17 protein-coding genes are annotated in these 19306 nt (G+C 66.2%); 11 read left to right on the forward strand and 6 right to left on the reverse strand.

The window, feature by feature from the left end; translation table 11 throughout:
• The first annotated feature begins 2 nt into the window (after positions 1-2).
• From BCO18175_RS04895 to BCO18175_RS04920, 6 genes are all read left to right on the forward strand, one after another.
• Positions 3-1496 carry an aldehyde dehydrogenase gene (locus tag BCO18175_RS04895; protein WP_174979735.1) on the forward strand — a complete coding sequence of 498 codons (1494 nt, stop codon included), beginning with the start codon at positions 3-5 and terminating at the stop codon, positions 1494-1496.
• A gap of 395 nt (positions 1497-1891) precedes the next feature.
• On the forward strand, positions 1892-2893 hold the full coding sequence (locus BCO18175_RS04900; protein ID WP_174979737.1) for a LysR substrate-binding domain-containing protein: 1002 nt from the start codon (positions 1892-1894) through the stop codon (positions 2891-2893).
• 184 nt (positions 2894-3077) lie between these two features.
• Positions 3078-4223, forward strand: coding sequence for a porin (locus BCO18175_RS04905; protein ID WP_174979739.1), 1146 nt, complete (start codon positions 3078-3080; stop codon positions 4221-4223).
• Between the two features lie 131 nt (positions 4224-4354).
• On the forward strand, positions 4355-5284 hold the full coding sequence (locus BCO18175_RS04910; protein WP_174979740.1) for a LysR substrate-binding domain-containing protein: 930 nt from the start codon (positions 4355-4357) through the stop codon (positions 5282-5284).
• A gap of 178 nt (positions 5285-5462) precedes the next feature.
• Positions 5463-6719 carry an aromatic ring-hydroxylating oxygenase subunit alpha gene (locus BCO18175_RS04915; protein ID WP_174979742.1) on the forward strand — a complete coding sequence of 419 codons (1257 nt, stop codon included), beginning with the start codon at positions 5463-5465 and terminating at the stop codon, positions 6717-6719.
• A gap of 91 nt (positions 6720-6810) precedes the next feature.
• Positions 6811-7110, forward strand: coding sequence for a hypothetical protein (locus tag BCO18175_RS04920; RefSeq protein WP_174979744.1), 300 nt, complete (start codon positions 6811-6813; stop codon positions 7108-7110).
• A 104-nt stretch (positions 7111-7214) separates the two neighbouring features.
• Here BCO18175_RS04920 and BCO18175_RS04925 read toward each other — a convergent pair whose 3' ends face one another.
• The 4 genes from BCO18175_RS04925 to BCO18175_RS04940 all read right to left on the reverse strand — a co-directional run bounded on the left by BCO18175_RS04925 (position 7215) and on the right by BCO18175_RS04940 (position 10963).
• Entirely contained in the window at positions 7215-7445 is a 231-nt protein-coding gene (locus tag BCO18175_RS04925) for a hypothetical protein (RefSeq protein WP_174914652.1), read from the reverse strand.
• Between the two features lie 115 nt (positions 7446-7560).
• Positions 7561-8670, reverse strand: a complete 1110-nt coding sequence (locus BCO18175_RS04930) for a class II histone deacetylase (RefSeq protein ID WP_174979745.1) — start codon at positions 8668-8670, stop codon at positions 7561-7563.
• A gap of 16 nt (positions 8671-8686) precedes the next feature.
• The gene (locus tag BCO18175_RS04935) at positions 8687-9895 is read right to left on the reverse strand and encodes an MFS transporter (protein WP_174979747.1); all 1209 of its coding nucleotides are present in this window, start codon (positions 9893-9895) and stop codon (positions 8687-8689) included.
• Positions 9896-9916: 21 nt separating this feature from the next.
• Complete coding sequence (locus BCO18175_RS04940) at positions 9917-10963, reverse strand: porin (protein WP_174979748.1); 1047 nt, start codon at positions 10961-10963, stop codon at positions 9917-9919.
• 302 nt (positions 10964-11265) lie between these two features.
• Between BCO18175_RS04940 and BCO18175_RS04945 the strand changes: the two genes are divergently transcribed.
• A complete protein-coding gene (locus BCO18175_RS04945; RefSeq protein ID WP_174979750.1) occupies positions 11266-12411 on the forward strand; it encodes a helix-turn-helix transcriptional regulator in 1146 nt (381 codons plus the stop codon).
• Between the two features lie 99 nt (positions 12412-12510).
• Positions 12511-13509, forward strand: coding sequence for a 2-dehydropantoate 2-reductase (locus tag BCO18175_RS04950; RefSeq protein WP_174979752.1), 999 nt, complete (start codon positions 12511-12513; stop codon positions 13507-13509).
• Between the two features lie 170 nt (positions 13510-13679).
• Here the strand turns inward: BCO18175_RS04950 and BCO18175_RS04955 are convergent, their stop codons facing one another.
• Both BCO18175_RS04955 and BCO18175_RS04960 read right to left on the reverse strand, forming a co-directional pair.
• Positions 13680-14129 (reverse strand): MarR family winged helix-turn-helix transcriptional regulator, encoded by a 450-nt coding sequence (locus tag BCO18175_RS04955; RefSeq protein WP_039367176.1) that lies wholly within the window; start codon positions 14127-14129, stop codon positions 13680-13682.
• Positions 14130-14191: 62 nt separating this feature from the next.
• Complete coding sequence (locus tag BCO18175_RS04960; protein WP_174979753.1) at positions 14192-15337, reverse strand: glycerate kinase; 1146 nt, start codon at positions 15335-15337, stop codon at positions 14192-14194.
• A gap of 388 nt (positions 15338-15725) precedes the next feature.
• Between BCO18175_RS04960 and tig the strand changes: the two genes are divergently transcribed.
• The 3 genes from tig (at position 15726) to clpX (ending at position 19302) form a co-directional block, all read left to right on the forward strand.
• Positions 15726-17072, forward strand: a complete 1347-nt coding sequence (gene tig / locus BCO18175_RS04965; protein ID WP_174979755.1) for a trigger factor — start codon at positions 15726-15728, stop codon at positions 17070-17072.
• A 140-nt stretch (positions 17073-17212) separates the two neighbouring features.
• Positions 17213-17866 carry an ATP-dependent Clp endopeptidase proteolytic subunit ClpP gene (gene clpP / locus BCO18175_RS04970; protein ID WP_010092137.1) on the forward strand — a complete coding sequence of 218 codons (654 nt, stop codon included), beginning with the start codon at positions 17213-17215 and terminating at the stop codon, positions 17864-17866.
• A 164-nt stretch (positions 17867-18030) separates the two neighbouring features.
• Complete coding sequence (gene clpX, locus BCO18175_RS04975; RefSeq protein ID WP_006489345.1) at positions 18031-19302, forward strand: ATP-dependent Clp protease ATP-binding subunit ClpX; 1272 nt, start codon at positions 18031-18033, stop codon at positions 19300-19302.
• Positions 19303-19306 lie beyond the last annotated feature (4 nt).

The following is a 19306-nucleotide window of genomic DNA, read 5'->3' on the forward strand; positions in this document are numbered from 1 at the left end:
ACATGACGACCCATCAGGATTGGAAACAGAAGGCGAATGCGTTGTCGCTCGACGGCCGCGCGTTCATCGCGGGGCAACGCAGCGCGGCGGCGTCGGGCGAGACGTTCGGCACGCTCAACCCCGCATCCGGCAAGGTGCTCGCCGAGGTGGCGCGATGCAACGGACGGGACGTCGACCGGGCGGTTGCCGCCGCGCGCGACGCGTTCGAATCGGGTGTCTGGTCGAAGGCCACGCCCGCGCACCGCAAGGCGGTGCTGTTGCGCGTCGCGCAGTTGATCGACGCGCATGCGGAGGAACTCGCGCTGCTCGAGGCGCTGGAAGCCGGCAAGCCGATCGGCGAATGCATGGGGCTCGATATTCCCGAGTCGGCCGCGTGCATTCGCTGGCACGCCGAGGTGACCGACAAGCGCTACGACGCGTTGTCGCCGTCGGGTGCGGGCGTCGTCAGCATGATCACGCGCGAGCCGATCGGCGTGGTCGGTGCCGTGCTGCCGTGGAATTTTCCGGCGTTGATGCTGGCATGGAAAATCGGCCCTGCGCTGTCGGTCGGCAACAGCGTGGTCGTGAAGCCGGCCGAGCAGACATCGCTGTCGACGCTGCGGATCGCGGATCTCGCGCTCGAGGCCGGCGTGCCGCCGGGTGTGTTCAGCGTGGTCACCGGGTTCGGCGGCGAGGCCGGCGAGGCGATCGGCCGCCATCCGGACGTCGATCTCGTCGCGTTCACCGGCTCGACCGCGACCGGCAAACGGTTCCTGCATTACTCGGCCGATACCAACCTGAAGCGCGTCGTGCTCGAGTGCGGCGGCAAGAATCCACAGGTCATCCTGCCGGACGTCGCGAACCTCGACGCGGTGGCCGAACAGGCGGTCGCGGCCGCGTTCTGGAACATGGGCGAGAACTGCAGCGCCGGCTCGCGGATCCTCGTGCCGGCGAGCCGCAAGGCGGAACTGCTGGAGAAGGTCCAGGCGGTGCTCGCCGGCTGGACGACCGGCGATCCGCTCGACCCGGACGTGAAGCTCGGTGCGCTGATCGAGCGGAAGCACTACGAGAAGGTGCTCGGCCATATCGAGAAGGCGAAGGCGGAGGGCGCGCGTGTGGTATGCGGCGGGCACGCGATCCTTGCTGAGACGGGCGGCTGGTTCGTCGAACCGACGATCTTCGATCAGGTGACGCCGGAGATGAGCATCGCGCGCGACGAGGTATTCGGGCCGGTCGTGTGCTTCATCGAATACGACGACGTCGACGACGCGGTGCGGATTGCGAACGATACGTGCTACGGGCTGGCCGCGTCGCTATGGACCGACAATGTAAACAGCGCCCACAAGGTCGCAGCGCGGATTCGCGCGGGCACGGTCACGGTGAACTGCTTCGGCGAAGGCGACCTGTCGACGCCGTTCGGCGGCTTCAAGCAGTCGGGCTTCGGCGGGCGCGACAAGTCCGTCTACGCGCACGATCAGTATTGCGAGCTGAAGACCACCTGGCTGAAGCTCGACTGAGTGCGCGCGCAACGGCGAGGCGCTTGCGCGGAACGGCTTCGGCCGCCCGCGCAAGCTGCGCGGGAACCGACGATACGCGCCTCGTCTGGTGCGCTGCGCCAATGCGCGACGCGGCGGGCAGGCGCGGCCGGCGGCATGCCGATCCGACGTGCGCCTTGCGGTCCCCATCATCGCTTCCGATAATAGCGATGCAGTGCACAAACGGTCGAGAATGGCGTCATCGTGATGCCGTTTCGGCGGTGTGGCCCTTGCCGGCCGCCGCCCGGCCGACTCGCAAGCCGCATTATTCAGATAATTGAAAGGTTTGCGATGAGCCTGCGCGCAGGCAGCCGGCAGGACCGTCGTCGACGGGTTCGTCGGCGCCGCGTCCGACCTCCGTTTTGAGAGTGAAAGCCATGTTGAAGAAGCAATTGTTTGCAGACCGGCTCCTCGCGCAGATGCCGTCGCTTCGGGCGCTGCGGTGCTTCGTGACGGCGGCGCGCTACGAGAGCTTCACTCAGGCAGCCGAGGTGCTGTGCGTGACACAGGCTGCGATCAGCCGGCAGATCAAGGAGCTCGAGGATTCGCTCGACGTCGCGCTGTTCGAGCGGACCGGCCGGCATATCGCGCTGACGGATGCGGGACGCATCCTCTACAACGCGTCGTACCTGTCGATCATGAACATCGCCGAGGCGGCGGAGGCGGTACGTCGGACCGACAAGCACGCGCTGATGGTGTGCGTGTCGCACACGTTCTCGGCGCTGTGGCTGTCGTCGCGGTTGCCCGCGTTTCGCGAGCAGTTTCCGGACATCCGGCTGCACGTGATCGTCACCGAGCACTTCATGGAACTCGACGGGCTCATCGAGCCCGACGTCATCATCACGAAGAACCCGCCGCGCGAGCCCGAGTTCGAAGTCGAGCCGCTGTTTCACGACATCGTGTATCCGGTTTGCAGCCCGTCGTTTCACGAACGTCATTTTCATGGCCGGTCGCTGAAGCCGCTGGACCTGCTGTCGCGTCCCACCTTGAACCTGTCGATGCTGGGCCGCGCGCAGGTGTGCGAGCACGTCGACTGGCGCGTGTGGCGCAACTGGTTCCAGCAAGGCGACGGCACCGACACGCTGACCGAGAACAAGTATCTGGAAAGCAACGACTACCGGCTGCTCGTCGCACAGGCCGAGGCCGGCGAGGGGACGCTGCTCGGCTGGCATCACCTCGTGCACCGGCAGATCGAGCAAGGCACCCTGGTTCGGCCGGTACAGGACGTGCTGGTGTTTCGTGATCGCCATCACTATCTGATTACGCATCGGAATGCGCAACCGCGCCCGGAGTACGCGCTGTTCCGTCAATGGCTGAGCGACGAGGTCGGTGTGATGATGCGCGGCTGGCTCGATGCCGGAGTCGAAATCGGGCGATAGCGCACCGTGTCGTGGCCGGCCGGCGCCCGCCCGGCATACCGGCACCTGCATAACCAAAAGTATCGTATAAGCCGCAGGAAATGTATCTGGCGGGCACAATTTGGATTGGTACGCTCCGAACTGCTTCAGCAGTGGTTTGCCAGGTTGGATAACAATCATCGCAACATTAGGTTCGGAGACCTGAATGAAAAGGAAGATTCTCGCTTGCATGATCCTGTCGGCGATTGCCGCGCCGGCGATGGCGCAAAGTACCGTGACGCTGTATGGCCTGATCGACGAAGGGTTCAACTATACGAACAACGTATCGGGCAAGAAAGTCTATGAACTCCAGAGCGGCTTCGTCCAGGGGAGCCGCTGGGGCCTGAAGGGCGCCGAGGATCTCGGCGCCGGCGTGAAGGCCGTGTTCCAGCTGGAGAACGGCTTCGACGTCAACAGCGGCCGCCTCGGCCAGGGCGGGCTGATGTTCGGCCGCCAGGCCTACGTCGGCATTGCGTCGGATCGGCTCGGCACCGTGACGCTGGGCCGCCAGTACGACTCGGTCGTCGACTATCTCGCGCAGACGACCGCGAACGGCAACTGGGGCGGTTACCTGTTCTCGCATCCGTACGACAACGACAACACGGACAACTCGTTCCGCGTGAACAATACGGTCAAGTACACGAGCCCGGTGATCGCGGGGCTGCAGTTCGGCGGCACGTACAGCTTCAGCAATGGAACGAGCTTCGCGAACAACCGGCAGTTCAGCGCGGGCGTCCAGTACGGCATCGGCGATCTCCTGCTCGCCGCCGCGTACCTGCAGGCCGACCATCCGTCGTCGACGGCGGCTGGCGCGATCACCAACGCGGGCGACGAGAACTTCCTCGCCGACCGGCTGCGGATCTTCGGCGCGGGGGCGAGCTATACCTTCGGCAAGGCCAACATCGGTATTGCGTACACGAACACCTACATCGCGAACCCGCTCAGCTCGGGGTATGTCGGCGCGATCACCCCGTCGTCGGGGACGCTGTCGAGCCTGCGGTTCCAGAACTTCGAAATCAACGGCAAATACCAGTTCACGCCTGCATTCTTCGTCGGCGCGATGTACGCCTATACGCGGGCCGATTACAACGCGACGAGCGGCAAGCAGCATCCGGACTACCAGAGCGCGGGGCTGATGGCGGACTACTTCCTGTCGAAGCGGACCGACGTGTACGTGCAGGGCGCGTATCAGCACGTCGGCGGCGATCGCACCGGTACCGTGCTGGATGTCGCGTACGTACCGGGCGCGGACGGCGTTTCGTCCAGTCGCAATCAGGTCGTCGCGCGCGTTGCGCTGCGGCACAAGTTCTGATTGCGGCCGATCGTCTTTCTCCGGAGCGGCCGGCACGAAGGCCGCTCCCCATGAGGAGACTGCAACGGACGATCGATGACGGATTCGCCGCTTGATAGAATTCGACCAACCTCGAACGACCGGTCCGTCAGATGAAACCTGCGTCGGCAACCCCCAAAGGCTATCGTCGGCTCATTCCGTCCGTGACGGCGCTCGTCGAGTTCGAGGCGGTTGCCCGCCTCGGCAGCTTCACGCTGGCCGCGCACGAGCTCGGTGTCACGCAGGCTGCGGTGAGCCGGCAGATCAAGTTCCTCGAGGAGCTGCTCGGTACCCGCCTGTTCCATCGGCTCCATCGCTCGATCGCGTTGACCGACGAGGGCGAGGCGCTGTACCGGGTGGTCGCCGAGTCGATGCAGAAGATCGCCGGCGTGTTCGACCGGCTGGCGAGCGGCCCGGTCCGGCAGGAACTCGTCCTCGCGGCGACCTCCGCGTTCTCGCATTTCCGGCTACTGTCACGGCTCGCCGCGCTGAAGGCCACGCAGCCCGAGTTGCAGCTTCGTCTCGCGACGCTGATGTTCACCGCCGATCTTCGACACAACGAAATCGATGTCGCGGTGCGCTACGGGAATGGCCGCTGGACTGACGGTACGGCGATCCATCTGTTCGACGAAGAAGTCTTTCCCGTCTGCTCGCCGGCCTGGCTGCAGCAGCACGGTACCCCGGAATCGCTGGCGGAACTTGCCGCTGTCGCGCTGGTGGAGTCCGATTCGACGTCGGAGGGCTGGATGGGGTGGGAGGCGTGGTTCCACGCCGCCGGTTTTCGGCCCGACCGGCTGAATTACGCGCTGCGGTGCAGCCTGTACACCGACGCGATCGATGCCGCGCGCTACGGCCACGGCGTCGCGCTCGGCTGGGGGCGGCTCGTCCATGACCTGCTCGACGCCGGGGAACTGGTGCGGTTGCCGGTTGCGTCCCTGCAGATGACGGACGCCTACTACATCGTGGTGCCGCACGGAAAGACGATCACGCCGGCGATCGACGGCCTCGTCGAATGGCTGCGTGCGGACGTCCCGAAGGGTTGATGCGGGCATGGCGGCCGATTGTCCCGTCGATTCACGCTCGCTGCGATTCGCATAATTCCACGTAATGCCAGAACGAAAATAAAGCACGTTGACGCTCCTTTTCGTCAATCCAATACTGAAATCTACGCGGAACATTCGAAGCCGCGAGATTCCATCAACGCTGGATTGGAGAAAGACGATGTCTGAAGTGCATGTCAAGACGCATGGCGACCTGATCCGCGGTCGTCAACCGGGCCACGGGATGCCCGGCGAGCTGTTCGGCCGTCAGGACGTCTTCGAAACGGATATCGAAATCTTCTTCCAGAAGCACTGGATCCTCGTCGGCGTGACCGCTGACGTTCCGGAGCCTGGCGACGTGTCGACCGTCGACATCGGCAAGTCGTCGATCCTCATCGTGCGCGACGACGACGAAAACGTCCGGATCTACCGGAACGTGTGCCGTCACCGTGGCGCGCGCCTGAAGGAGGCCGGGAGGTCGACGGTCGGGATGCTCGTGTGTCCTTATCATCAATGGACCTACGACCTCGATGGGGCGCTACGCCATGCGACGCACATGGGCAGGGATTTCGACACGACCTGCCGCAGCCTGATACCGGTGAAGACGCGCATCATCGGCACGCACATTTTCGCGTGCCTCGACGACCATGCACCCGAAGACATCTCCAGACTGGAGGAGACGATGGCGCCGCGCTTCGCACCGTACGACCTGCAGAATACGAAGATCGCGTTCGAGCAGGAGATCGTCGAGAACGGCAACTGGAAACTGGTGATCGAGAACAATCGCGAGTGCTACCACTGCGCGGGTACCCATCCCGAGCTGACCGCATCGTTCCTGCCGGAGGATTTCGGCTTCTGTCCGGAAAACCTCACGGAGGAACAGCTTCAGGCGTTCGAGGAATACAAGGTGCGCAATGCGAGCTGCCAGGCAAACTGGGAGCGCGAAGGCTTCGTCGGTTCGACCGTCGAATGGCTCGACGAGGATGTCGTCACGCAATTCAGGACGCAGCAGCTCGTGATCGCCGGCGACGGAGAATCGCAAACGATGAGCACGAAGGTGGCGAGCACGAAACTGTTCGGCAACTTGCGGCGGCGCGATCTCGGCGATACGCATCTGTGGACGCACAACTCGTGGACCCACGTGATGAGCGACCACGCGGTGGTGTCGTACGTGATCCCGCTCGCACCCGACAGGACGCTCGTACGCACGAAATGGCTCGTCCACGCGGATGCGGTCGAGGGCGTCGATTACCAGCTGTCCGATCTGACCGCGGTGTGGGTCGCGACGAATACGCAGGACAAGCACCTCGTCGAGATCACGCACGCGGGCACGCAGGATCCGGCCTATTCACCGAGCACCTTCTCGCCGTTCACCGAGGCATACGTGGACCAGTTCTCGCGCTGGTATGCGGCGCGGCTGATTGCGCACGGCATCTGATGCGGGCAGTCGACGCACACGAAAATCCGTGCCGCGTGTAGTATCGTGTTCACCTTTCATATAAGAAACACAATTACGCCGAGGGCCGCTGATGAAAAACACCATACGCATGTCGACTTCCGTTTTGGCGCTGATGCTGGCCGTGCCGGCATTTGCGTCGACACCTGCCGACAACATTGCATGGAGCGCCAGACCCGTGCAGACGGTCGCATCGGCGTCGCCGACGGCGTGCTCTGCCTACTCGGGGCGGGTGATGTCGAGCAGCGAGTCGTTCTCCACGGAAAACGTGTTGAAAGCGCTCGGCACGTCGCTGGCCGGCGCCGCACTGGGTGCCGCCACGGGCGGATATCAGGGCGCAGCCCCCAATCCGTGCGCGCGCCCGGGCCTGTAACCGGCCCGCAAGCGAACCGCGGGATTCCCGCCTCATCTGAAGCAGGCCCGACACCCAGCGCCGCGCGTCGTCCGACCCGCGGCGCTTCGTCATTTCAGGCTTGCCTATTCCCAGAAACTCCGGATCGCGACTGCCACGATCACCGGCACCGAGAACACCAGCGGGATCGCGAAATACTGCGCTTCGCGATCGACGACCCAGCTATAGATCACCCACGCCGCGCCGATCGCGAACGTGATGAGGCCGACCGTCACGGCGGCGATGTTCAGGACCAGCTTCGAAGGCTGGCGGCGCGTCTTGGGATCGTCATTGTCATCGCGCGGAGACGATTTCATCGGAAGAGTGCGGCTTCGGGCCGAGACAGGGATAAAACCACAGGAAACCCCATCCGCTCCGATCGCGCAAGAGGGCCGGCGCGGGCCGGCCCCCCGTCGCGTCGGCCAGCACGCGCTACAACCCGAACGACGCCGCCAGTTCGTCGAGCAGTTCGCGCTGGAACGCGACGAACCGCTCGCCCGGCTGCTGGTCGATCGCGAGGTCGAGCATCGGATCGGCGACGTCGGTGCGAACACCGGCCAGTTCCTCGACGATCGCGAGCCCGCAGAACGGCACGTACGCCTCCGAATAGCCGCCTTCGTGAACGATCACGAGCCGCCCGCCGCAATGGCGTTGCGCGGCATCCTTCACCGCCCGCGTCATGAACCGGTAGCTGTCGGTATGCAGCTGCATGCGTGCGAGCGGATCGACCGCGCTCGCGTCGAGGCCGCTCGCGACGACGATCAGCTCGGGCCGGAAACGCTCCAGCGCCGGCAGCACGATCCGCTCGAATGCGTAGCGATACGCGTCGTCGCCGCTGCCCGCGAGCAGCGGCACGTTCAGGTTCGCGCCCACGCCGGCACCTTCGCCGCGATCGTCCGCGCCGCTGTAGCCGGGCGGGAAGCAGCGGTCCTGGTGCAGCGAGATCGTCAGCGTGTCCGGGTCGTCGTAGTAGATCGACTGCGTGCCGTTACCGTGATGCACGTCCCAGTCGATCACCGCGACGCGCTCGATGCCGTGTTTCGCGCGGGCGGCCTCGATCGCGATCGGGATGTTCGCCAGCAGGCAGAAGCCCATCGGGCGGTCGCGCAGGCAGTGGTGGCCGGGCGGCCGCGACAGCGAGAACGCGTTTGTCGCGTGCTCGCCGAGGACCGTATCGACGGCCGCGATCGCGAGGCCGGCCGACAGCGCGGCGATCTCGTAGCTGCCCTTGCCGAACGGCGCGAGATCGCCGAGGTCGCCGCCGTTCGCGTCGCTGAGCGCACGGAACGCGTCGAGATAGTGCGCGGGATGAATGCGCAGCAGGTCGGTGGTCGAGGCCGGCTCGGCGCCGCGCAGGTCGAGCTGCGCGGCCAGGCCCGAGGCCTGCACGAGCGACAGGAAACGGCGCTTCGAATCGGGCGATTCCGCGTAGCCCGCGCTCGACGGCGGCTGGACCCAGCCGCCGACCGGGAAGAACAGCGCATGCGTGCCGCCGGTATGCCAGAAAGTGCGTTCGTCGGTGAAGAAGGCAGTGCGATTCATGGATGTGCGTGACCTGTCACGGTTGGGAGGAAACGGAAGGGCGCGTGCGGCGATCGATGTGGCGCAGCGCGGCGAAAGACACGATTGCAACGGCCGTCGCGGCTGTGAACAGCACGCGCATCGTGCCGCCGGCATCGAGCATCAGCCCGGCGAGCAGCGGGCCGGCCGCGAGGCCGGCGCCGATCACGAAATTGAGCGTGGCGACGAGGCGGCCCGACGTGTCGATCTGCGCGACGGTCGCGAGGATGAACGGCAGTACGAACGTCCACGCGAACTTGAACGCGAAGATCGCCGCGCTGTAGCCGCCGGCGTGCCGCGTCACGGCGAGCGCGACGAGCGAGACCGCGAGCAGCGCGTAACCGGCGGCCAGCATCGCGCGTCGCGTGAGCCGGCCGCCCGCGCACGACGCGAGCGCCGCGCCGGCGATGCCCATCACGCTTGCGATCGCGAGTACGTTGCCGGTCGACTGCGGATCGAGTCCGGCCTCGGTCGCGGCACGGCTCGCGAACGTCCACACGCTGCCGATCGCGAGATAGAACGTCAGCACCGCGCCGATCGCGAGCATGACGAAGCTCTGCGGCGTCTGAGTCGCGGTGCCGCGCGCGTGTTGCGCGGATGCGGTTCGCATGCCCAGCGATGACGGAAAGCCGCGCGACAGCGGCGCCGCGAGCAGCGCGAGCGCGGCAAGCGCGACATACAGCGCGCGCAGCCCGAACGCCGCGAACACATGCGGCAGCACGAACAGGCCGATCGCGCCCGCGATCAACTGGCCGACGACCCACAGGCCGTACACGCGGTCGCTGTTCTCGCTCGTCGCGGCGCTCGTCATGCAGAGCACCATCAGCGAGCCGCCGCCGAGCGCGGTGACCGCGCGCAGCGCGAGCAGCGCGACGAAGCCCGGCATCCACAGCGCGGTCAGCAGGTTGCCCGCGCCGAACAGCGCGATGGCGAACGCGGCGACGCGGCGCGCGTCGACCCGGCCGAGCCACAGGTACGACGGCACGGTCGCGAGGCTGAACGCGCCGAGTTCGACGAAGAAGTAGGTGCCGATCTGCGACGCGGACAGCCCGAGCTGCGTCGCGAGTTGCCCGGCGACGGCGGGCGCGACGAGCAGCAGCAGCGGCGTGATGGCGGCGAACACGACGAGCGCGACGAGCGTCGAGCGCGCGAAGGCCGACGCGCGACCGTCTGGCGGGAGTGCGGCATCCGGAGAAAGGGTTTTCATGGCGGGATCTCGTTGGGGGAATCAGAACAGGTGGTACATGCCGACCATCGCGCCGAACTGCGATGCACCGACGAGCGGCGTCGGGTCGTACTCGTAGACGGTCTGCGAACTCTGGCCGCTGTTGCGCGCATAGCCGAGGTTCACGTAGGCGACGGTGCGTTTCGACAGCGCATACGTGGTGCTCGCGATGAACAGCGTCGGGTGGCCGATCGCCGGCGTGCGCGAGTCGGTGTGATAGACGCCCGCGTTCAGGCCGATCTCGCTCGACATCTGGTAGCGCGCACCGCCCCAGACGATCGTGCGCGCCGCGTCGAGGTCGCCGGTCAGGCGTTCGACACCTGCGTAGACGGTGAGCGGCAACGTGGCGAACGCATAGCGCGCAGCGAGCGTGCCGAGTTCGCGGCGGCGTGACGACGTGTCGTCGGCCGCCGAAACATCGCCGTGCGCCTGATGCAGCACCGCGCTGACCGACAGGCCGTTGCTCGTGTACTGGCCGCCGAGTTCGAGCACGCGTCCGGCGCGCGTATTGCCGGCGACGCCGGACGTCGCGGCGAGCGCCTCGACGTCGAAGCCGGCGAATGTCGGTGACTGGTACTTGACCGAGTGGTCGATGAAGTTCGCATTCATCGGCACGATGACACCCTGGCCGCTATACGACGCATACCAGAGCGGGTCGTAGAACAGCGTCTTGTCGAACAGCACGCTGAACTGCCGGCCGAGCGTGACGGTGCCGGCGGGCCCCGCGATGCCGACGTACGCGCCGCGGAAGAACGCATAGCCGGGCACGGTCGCGGTGCCGTCGTTGAGGTTGAGGCCCTGTTCGAGCTTGAACAGCGCACGCCAGCCGCCGCCGAGATCCTCGTGGCCTTTCAGCCCGATCTGCGAAGGCAGGATGCCGTAGTTCTGCAGTTGCACGGCCGAGCGGCGCCCGTCGGCATGCGTCAGGTATTGCACGCCGGCGTCGAGCGCGCCGTACAGCGTGAGACTCGACTGCGCATGCGCGGCGGCGCTGCACGCGGCAAGTGTCGCGACGGCCGCGGCCGTGCGGATGAAGCGGGGTTTCGTCACGTGGGGTTCTCCATACCGTCCTGCATCGGTGTGTCGTTGGTGTTGTCGCGACGCAGTGTCCGCAGCGGGAAAACCTTCGAACAGTCGTACAGATGAACGGTGCGGAAAACCCGCGGTGCGCGGCATGCACGCGGCGCGCTGCCGTGGCGCGGCGTGCTGCGGAGCAGCAACGGGCCGCGCACCGTTCAAATGGATGGGGCTGACGCCCGTTCCGGCACCGTGGCCCGTCAAAAAAGCCGATCGCTATAATCGGCCGGTGTCGTTGTGCACATCAGCAGCCCGATCGGGCAGGGGAGCGGAAGGTGAGGATCACGACGGATATCGGGCAGGATCTCGATGCGCTGCGCGACGTGCCGGCCGCCATCGTGCTCGACGACTTCGCCTGGCCGCCGCTGCCGTCCCGGCGCGCCGATTTCGACGGCGTCACGCGCGGCGACGCATCGCAGCGCGAACTCGGGCTGATGCTGCTCGACCTGTACGCGGTTGCCGCACGGTCCGGCATCGGCGAATTCGAATACCGCTTCTTTTCGCTGCTGCAGGCGCTCATTCCGTTCGACGCCGCATGGACGGGCGTCGCGACCCATGTGCCGACCGGCCCGGTGATGCACAACAGCTTCCTGTACCGTTTGCCGCACGCGTTCTTCAGCGACTGGAAGCGCGTGCGCGATTGCGACCCGCTCGCGCACCGCACGCTGCGCGGCGCGCACGGCCACGCGGTGCGGCTGTCGGTCGTCGAACCGGGGCTCGATGCCCGGTTTCGCGACTGGTGCGTGAAGTACGGGCTCGCGCAGCTGATGTGCGTGTGCACGCTCGATCGCCGTTTCGGGCTGACGACGTTCATGTCGATCTACCGCCAGGGCCTGAATCGCCCGTTCAGCGACGACGATGCACGCCGGTTCGAGGAAGTGATTCCGCATCTCGCGGCCGCGCTGACGATCAATCGCGCCGCACAGCTCACGCGGGAGCGCGGCGATACGGTTGCACCGGCGGCGCGCGCACTGTGCGACAACTTCGGCGTGCTCCACCATGCCGATCACGGTTTCGACGATGTGCTGCGCACTGAATGGCCCGCATGGGCCGGTGCCCGCGTGCCGGAGCCGCTCGTCGCGCACTTGCGGCGCCAGCCGGGCCAGCCGTTCGTCGGCGATGCGTTGCGGATCCAGTGCGTGCCGGTTGCGGGGCTGTTCCAGATCGAGGCGCGGCCGCGCTCGCTGCTCGACCGCCTGAGCCCGCGCGAGCTTGCGGCGATCCGTTATTACGGCGCCGGGCGCTCGCACAAGGAAGTCGCGCAGCAGATGGCGATTTCGCCGACGACCGTGCGCCACTACCTGCGCTGCGCGTACCGCAAGCTCGGCATGCACGACAAGAGCCAGATCGCCGGCGTGCTCGGCGCGACGGGCGGCGCGGCCGACGACGAGCCGGTGGAAGCCGGCGGCGAGCCGCGCTGAATCGCACGAACGCCGCGTGTTGCACGCGGTCGCGTGAATGGTTGTGCCCGCAACCATTGAGCGTTATGCTCGTCAGCTCCCAGGAGACGGATTTCCATCATGAACGACACGAATTCAGGGTCGGTGCGCGCGGCGGTGGTCGGGGTTGGCGCGATCGGCGGGTTGCTTGCGGCTGCGCTGTCGCGAGCCGGCATGACCGTGAGCGCGTACGCGCGCGGCGCGACGCTCGACGCGCTGAGTGCGCACGGCGTGCGCGTGATCGACGAGGCGGGTGCGACATCGTCGGTTCCGGTGCGGGCGAGCGACGATGCGGCCGCGCTCGGCGTGCAGGACTACGTGGTGATCGCGCTGAAGGCGCAGGCGCTGCCGGCGCTGGCCGCGCGCATTGCGCCGCTGGTCGGGCCGGATACGGTGATCGTAGCGGCGATGAACGGGCTGCCGTGGTGGTTCACGCACGGGCTCGAAGGCGCGCTCGACGGCGTGCCGCTCGATGCGGTCGATCCGGCGGGTGCGGTGTCGGCGGCGTTGCCGCCCGCGCAGGCGATCGGTTGCGTCGTGCACCTGTCGTCGAGTACCGACGCGCCGGGCGTCGTGCGCCGCGGGCGCGGCAACCGGCTGATCGTCGGTGCGCCCGATGCACGGCTCGACACGGCCACCGCCCGGTTCGCCGCGGCGCTCGCGGCGGGCGGTTTCGACGTCGAGTCGACGCCCGCGATCCGGACCGAGATCTGGACGAAGCTGTGGGGCAACATGAACATGAATCCGCTGAGCGCGCTGACGGGGTCGACGGCCGAGCAGTTGCTCGACGATCCGTTCACGCAGAATCTCGCGCTGCGGATGATGGAGGAGGCGGCCGCGATTGGTGCGAAGCTCGGCCTGTCGACGGGGATGAGCGGGCCCGAGCGGATCGCGGTCACGCGCAAGCTCGGCGCGTTCAAGACGTCGATGCTGCAGGATTTCGAAGCGGGGCGCGCGCTCGAGATCGGGCCGATCCTCGGCGTGTTTCCGGAACTCGGGCGCAAGCTCGGTGTGCCGACCCCGTATTGCGACGCGGTGCTCGGGCTGCTGCGTCAGCGCGCGACGAACAGCGGGCTGTAGCGCGGGCGGTGCCGCTGCATGCGCGATGCCGGTGAGGCGACGCGTTGCAATCCGCTTGCAGTGCGCAACGCATGACGCAAAGCGGGCCGCCCGCGTCGCCGGCGAGGCGACCGGGGCGGCCCGTCGAATTCATCGGATCAATACTGCGGGCGCCGTGCCCGCGATGCCGCTCAGTCGTCCCGCTCGGTCGCGTGCGCGACGACCTTGTCGAGCAGCCGCTCGAACGTCTGGCGTTCGCTGTCGGACAGGCACGCAAGCAAGCCGTCGTTCCATTTGCGCACGATCGGCATGATCTTGCGATGCAGCGCGCGGCCGTCGGCGGTCAGCGCGATCAGCACGATCCGGCCATCCTCCTCGCTCGCACTGCGTTCGAGCAGCCCCTGGCGCAGCAGCGCCTCGGCCGCCCGGCTCGCCTGGCTCTTGTCGAGATTGGTGTGGCGCGCGAGATCCATGATCGAGAACGGGCCGAAGGCGCCGACGGCCGCGATCACGCGCGCCTCGGGCAGCGAGATGTCGAGCTTGTGCCGGTACACCTCGCCGATCCCGCGGTCGGATCGCTTCGTGAGCGCGTGGAGGCGATAGGTCAGAAACTGATCGAGCCCGGCTTGACGGCCTTTCATGTCGAATCCTGAAGAAAAAGGGCGGGCCCGATTGTTCCTGTATCGCGCGCTCGGGTCAACGGTCAGTGTGCGCCGTACTTCAGGCGTGTCAATTGCTCCGCTTCGTTCGCGAGCAGATTGGCCGCGTCGCGGATCGCGACGTCGAGCGTGATCGGCCCGGGAGCAGGCGAGAAGCAGCCGGAAAAATGTTCGGACAGGCGCGGCAGCGCGGCCGGGTCGACCGCGCCGGACAGCAGCGACGCGGGCACGCCCGCGGCCTGCGCGTGGCGGCATGCGATGAACGGCGCCTTGCCGTGCAGCGTCTGCACGTCGGAGCGGCCTTCGCCGGTGATCAGCCAGTCTGCGCCGGCGAGCGCGGCATCGAGCCCGACTTGCCGCGCAACCACTTCGGCGCCTGCTTCGAACTGTGCGCCGAGCATGTGCAGCGCGAAACCGAGGCCGCCCGCGGCGCCGGCGCCAGGCAGGTCGCGGCTGCGGCGGTCGAGCGCGGTTTCGAGCAGGTCGGCGAAGCGGGCAAGGGCAGCGTCGAGGGTCGCGACCTGCTCGGGCGTCACGCCCTTTTGCGGGCCGAACACGGCGGTCGCGCCGTGCGCGCCCGTCAGCGGGTTGTCGACGTCGGACATGCCGATGAATTCGGTTTCCTTCAGGCGCGGGTCGAGCCCCGCCGCGTCGATGCGTGCGATGTCGGCGAGCCGCGACGGCACCGGTTCGACCGGTTGGCCGCCCGCGTCGAAGCACTGCAGGCCGAGGCCCGCGAGCAGCCCGGCGCCCGCATCGTTGGTGCTGCTGCCGCCGAGCGCGACGAAGAAGCGGCGTACGCCCTCGTCGAGCAGCGTGCGGATCGCCTCGCCCATCCCGCGGGTGCTGCGCGCGTCGACCGGCACGCTCATGCCGACCGGATCCGTAATGCCGACGATCTCGGCCGTCTCGACGATCGCGGTGCGCGCGTCGATCACGCCGACCGCCGCGTCGCGTGCCGCGAGCGACGCGCCGGCCACCCGCAGCGTGCGCCGCGTGCCGCCGCCTGCCAGCATCGCATCGAGCGTGCCTTCGCCGCCGTCGGCCATCGGGCAGCAACGCACGACGGCGTCGGGCCGGGCGCGGCGGATGCCGGTGGCGATCGCATCCGCGACCTGCTCGGCGGAAAGCGAGCCTTTGAACGAATCGGGCGCGATGACGACGACAGGCGCGGACGGGTGTTGCGGCATGGTGTCTCCGGAAGGCGTGATTTGGTGTGAAGAATGCTGGGGCGCGACGACGGCGCATCCTCAATCGGAGCTTACAGGATGGCGGGCCCGTGGTGGATACGGCGTGCGGCATAGCGGCGATCCGCGCGCATTGCCGTGCAAAGGGCTGTCGAGGCGGCGAAGACGCACGCGCGTCGCGCCGATCTGGCGGTGTGAGGAAAATTGTTTGCTAGAATAGTCGATTCTTCCGGCCAAAGCCGTGCTCCGAGCCGCTTGCGCTAGCCATCCGGCACGTGCAGGGATGGCGTGGCGCTCCGGCGCGGCGAGTGGATGTGACGCACATCACGCCGCAGGCAGGCACGGCAAGGAAAACCCGATTCGCTCGAATAATTTTAGGACGATTGAAGCCATGGCTAACGTTGTTGAGAACCTCGGCAAGCTTGAACGCCGCGTGACGATTTCCCTGCCGAAAGACACCGTGCAGAAGGAAATCGACGCCCGTATCCAGAAACTCGCGAAGACCGTGCGCATGCCGGGTTTCCGCCCGGGCAAGGTGCCGGTGAAGATGGTCGCGCAACAGTATGCGGGTCAGGTCGAAGCAGAAGTGCTGAGCGACAAGATCGGCCAGGAATTCTTCACGATCAGCCGCGCGGAAAACCTGCGCGTCGCCGGCCAGCCGAGCTTCGAGCCGAAGCAGGAGCAGGCTGAAGGTGCATACGCGTTCGACGCGACGTTCGAGGTGTACCCGGAAGTGAAGATCGGCGATCTGGCGACGGCTGAAGTCGAGCGCTCGACGACGTCGATCGGCGACGCCGAAATCGACCGCACGCTGGACATCCTGCGCAAGCAGCGCGTGCACTTCCACGCACGTGGCGAAGCCGGCGAGCACGGCGACGGCGGCGCGGATACCGAAGCGAAGAACGGCGACCGCGTGACGGTCGACTTCGTCGGCAAGATCGACGACGTCGCGTTCCAGGGCGGCACGGCTGAAGATTTCCCGTTCGTGCTCGGCGAAGGCCGCATGCTGCCGGAATTCGAAACGGCAGCGCTGGGCCTGAAGGCCGGCGAATCGCGCACGTTCGACCTGGCGTTCCCGGAGGACTACCACGGCAAGGACGTCGCGGGTAAGACGGCACAATTCACGGTCACGATGAAGAAGATCGAGTGGCCGCACCTGCCGGAAATCGACGGTGAATTCGCGAAGTCGCTCGGCATCGAAGACGGCGATCTCACGAAGATGCGCGGCGAGATCAAGGAAAACCTCGAGCGTGAAGCGAAGCGCCGCACGCAGTCGATCGTCAAGAACCAGGTGATGGACGCGCTGCTGAAGATTTCCGAGCTCGACGTGCCGAAGGCGCTGATCGAGCAGGATCAGCAACGCCTCGTCGAAATGGCTCGCCAGGATCTGGCGCAGCGCGGCGTGCCGAACGCGAAGGACGCACCGATCCCGGCTGAAATGTTCACCGAGCAGGCAGAACGCCGCGTGAAGCTGGGCCTCGTGCTGGCCGAGCTCGTGAAGTCGAACGGCCTCGAAGCGAAGCCGGAACAGATCCGCGCGGAAGTCGACGAGTTCGCGAAGAGCTACGAAGACCCGAAGGAAGTGGTCCGCTGGTATTATTCGAACCAGCAGCGCCTCGCCGAGATGGAAGCGTTCGTCGTTGAAAGCAACGTCGTCGATTTCGTGCTGGGCAAGGCGAAGGTGACGGACAAGGAAGTGAGCTTCGAAGCACTCGCGAGCGCATCGGCGCAAGCGTAAGTGTTGCTCTAGCGGCGTGCCGGCTGTCGGAGCGACGGCCCGCACGCCGTTTTTACGTCAAGCGCACGGTTGCCATTAATATGGCGATTGAGCGGGCGGCTTCCTTCCGTTCAATTTTCCATTCGAACAAGGTTCATTGAATGATCACTCGCGCTGAATTGCTGGACATGCTTGCTTCGAACGCGCCGCAGGGTTTCGAGGCGCAAGCGCTGGGGCTGGTGCCGATCGTCGTCGAAACGAGCGGCCGCGGCGAGCGTTCGTACGATATCTACTCGCGTCTCCTGAAGGAGCGCCTGGTGTTCATGGTCGGCGAAGTGAACGACCAGACCGCCAACCTCGTGGTCGCGCAGCTGCTGTTCCTCGAGAGCGAGAATCCCGACAAGGACATCAGCCTGTACATCAACAGCCCGGGCGGGTCGGTGTCGGCCGGCATGGCGATCTACGACACGATGCAGTTCATCAAGCCGGACGTATCGACGCTGTGCATGGGCCTCGCGGCCAGCATGGGGGCGTTCCTGCTCGCGTCGGGTGCGAAGGGCAAGCGCTTCGCGCTGCCGAACTCGCGCGTGATGATTCACCAGCCGCTCGGCGGCGCGCGCGGCCAGGCATCCGACATCGAGATCCAGGCACGCGAAATCCTCTACCTGAAGGAGCGGCTGAACCAGTTGCTCGCGCAGCACACGGGCCAGGACGTCGAGCGCATCGCGCGCGACACCGACCGTGATAACTTCATGTCGAGCGAGGATGCGAAGGCGTACGGGCTGATCGATCAGGTGCTGCTGAAGCGCCCGTGAGCTTAAGTGGGGTGCCGCCCCGATTCGTGCGGCGCCCCTGAGACGTCCCGAACGCCCTGAGCATCTGCGGCAAGCGCATCCAGCCAGCTCCGGTCGCGCCCTAGGCGCGGCGCTCGGAGCATTCGGCGTATCATGTCATTTACCTGTCCGGAGGCTCTACATTCATGGCGGACAAAAAAGGTTCGAACAGCGAGAAGCTGTTGTATTGCTCGTTTTGCGGAAAGAGCCAGCATGAGGTGAAAAAACTCATTGCGGGCCCGTCGGTGTTCATCTGCGATGAATGCATCGACCTCTGCAACGAAATCATTCGCGACGAGGCGGCTGCCGCCGGCGTCGAGGCCAGCCTGTCCCGGTCGGATCTGCCGAGCCCGCAGGAAATTCGCGACATCCTCGATCAGTACGTGATCGGCCAGGAGCGCGCGAAGAAAATCCTCGCGGTGGCCGTGTACAACCACTACAAGCGCCTGAAGCATCTCGACAAGAAGGACGACGTCGAGCTGTCGAAGAGCAACATCCTGCTGATCGGCCCGACGGGCTCCGGCAAGACGCTGCTCGCGCAGACGCTCGCGCGGTTGCTCAACGTGCCGTTCGTGATCGCCGATGCGACGACGCTGACCGAAGCCGGCTACGTCGGCGAGGACGTCGAGAACATCATCCAGAAGCTGTTGCAGAACTGCAACTACGAGGTCGACAAGGCCCAGCGCGGGATCGTCTACATCGACGAAATCGACAAGATCAGCCGCAAGTCGGACAACCCGTCGATCACGCGCGACGTGTCGGGCGAGGGCGTCCAGCAGGCACTGCTGAAGCTCGTCGAGGGCACGATGGCGTCGGTGCCGCCGCAGGGCGGCCGCAAGCACCCGAACCAGGATTTCATCCAGGTCGACACGACCAACATCCTGTTCATCTGCGGCGGTGCATTCGACGGCCTCGAAAAGGTGATTACCGACCGTACCGAGAAAACCGGTATCGGTTTCGGTGCGACGGTCAAGAGCAAGCAGGAACGCGACGCGGGCGAAGTGCTGCGCGAAACGGAGCCGGAAGACCTGATCAAATTCGGTCTGATCCCCGAATTGATCGGCCGCCTGCCGGTGGTCGCGACGCTCGGCAAGCTCGATGAAGCCGCGCTGATGAAGATCCTGGTCGAGCCGAAGAACGCGCTCGTCAAGCAGTATCACAAGCTGTTCGCGATGGAGCGCGTCGAGCTGGAGATCCGGCCGGGCGCACTGCAGGCAGTCGCCCGCAAGGCGATCCGCCGCAAGACCGGCGCGCGCGGTTTGCGTTCGATCATCGAACAGGCGTTGCTCGATGTGATGTACGAGCTGCCGACGATGAAAGGGGTCAGCAAAGTCATCATCGACGAGAACGTCATCGATGGCGACGGCAAGCCTTTGCTGATCTACGAGGACACGCCGAAGGTGGCGGGTTCGAACTGACCGG

The organism is Burkholderia lata, assembly GCF_902499335.1.
Taxonomy (GTDB): Bacteria; Pseudomonadota; Gammaproteobacteria; order Burkholderiales; family Burkholderiaceae; genus Burkholderia; species Burkholderia lata_B.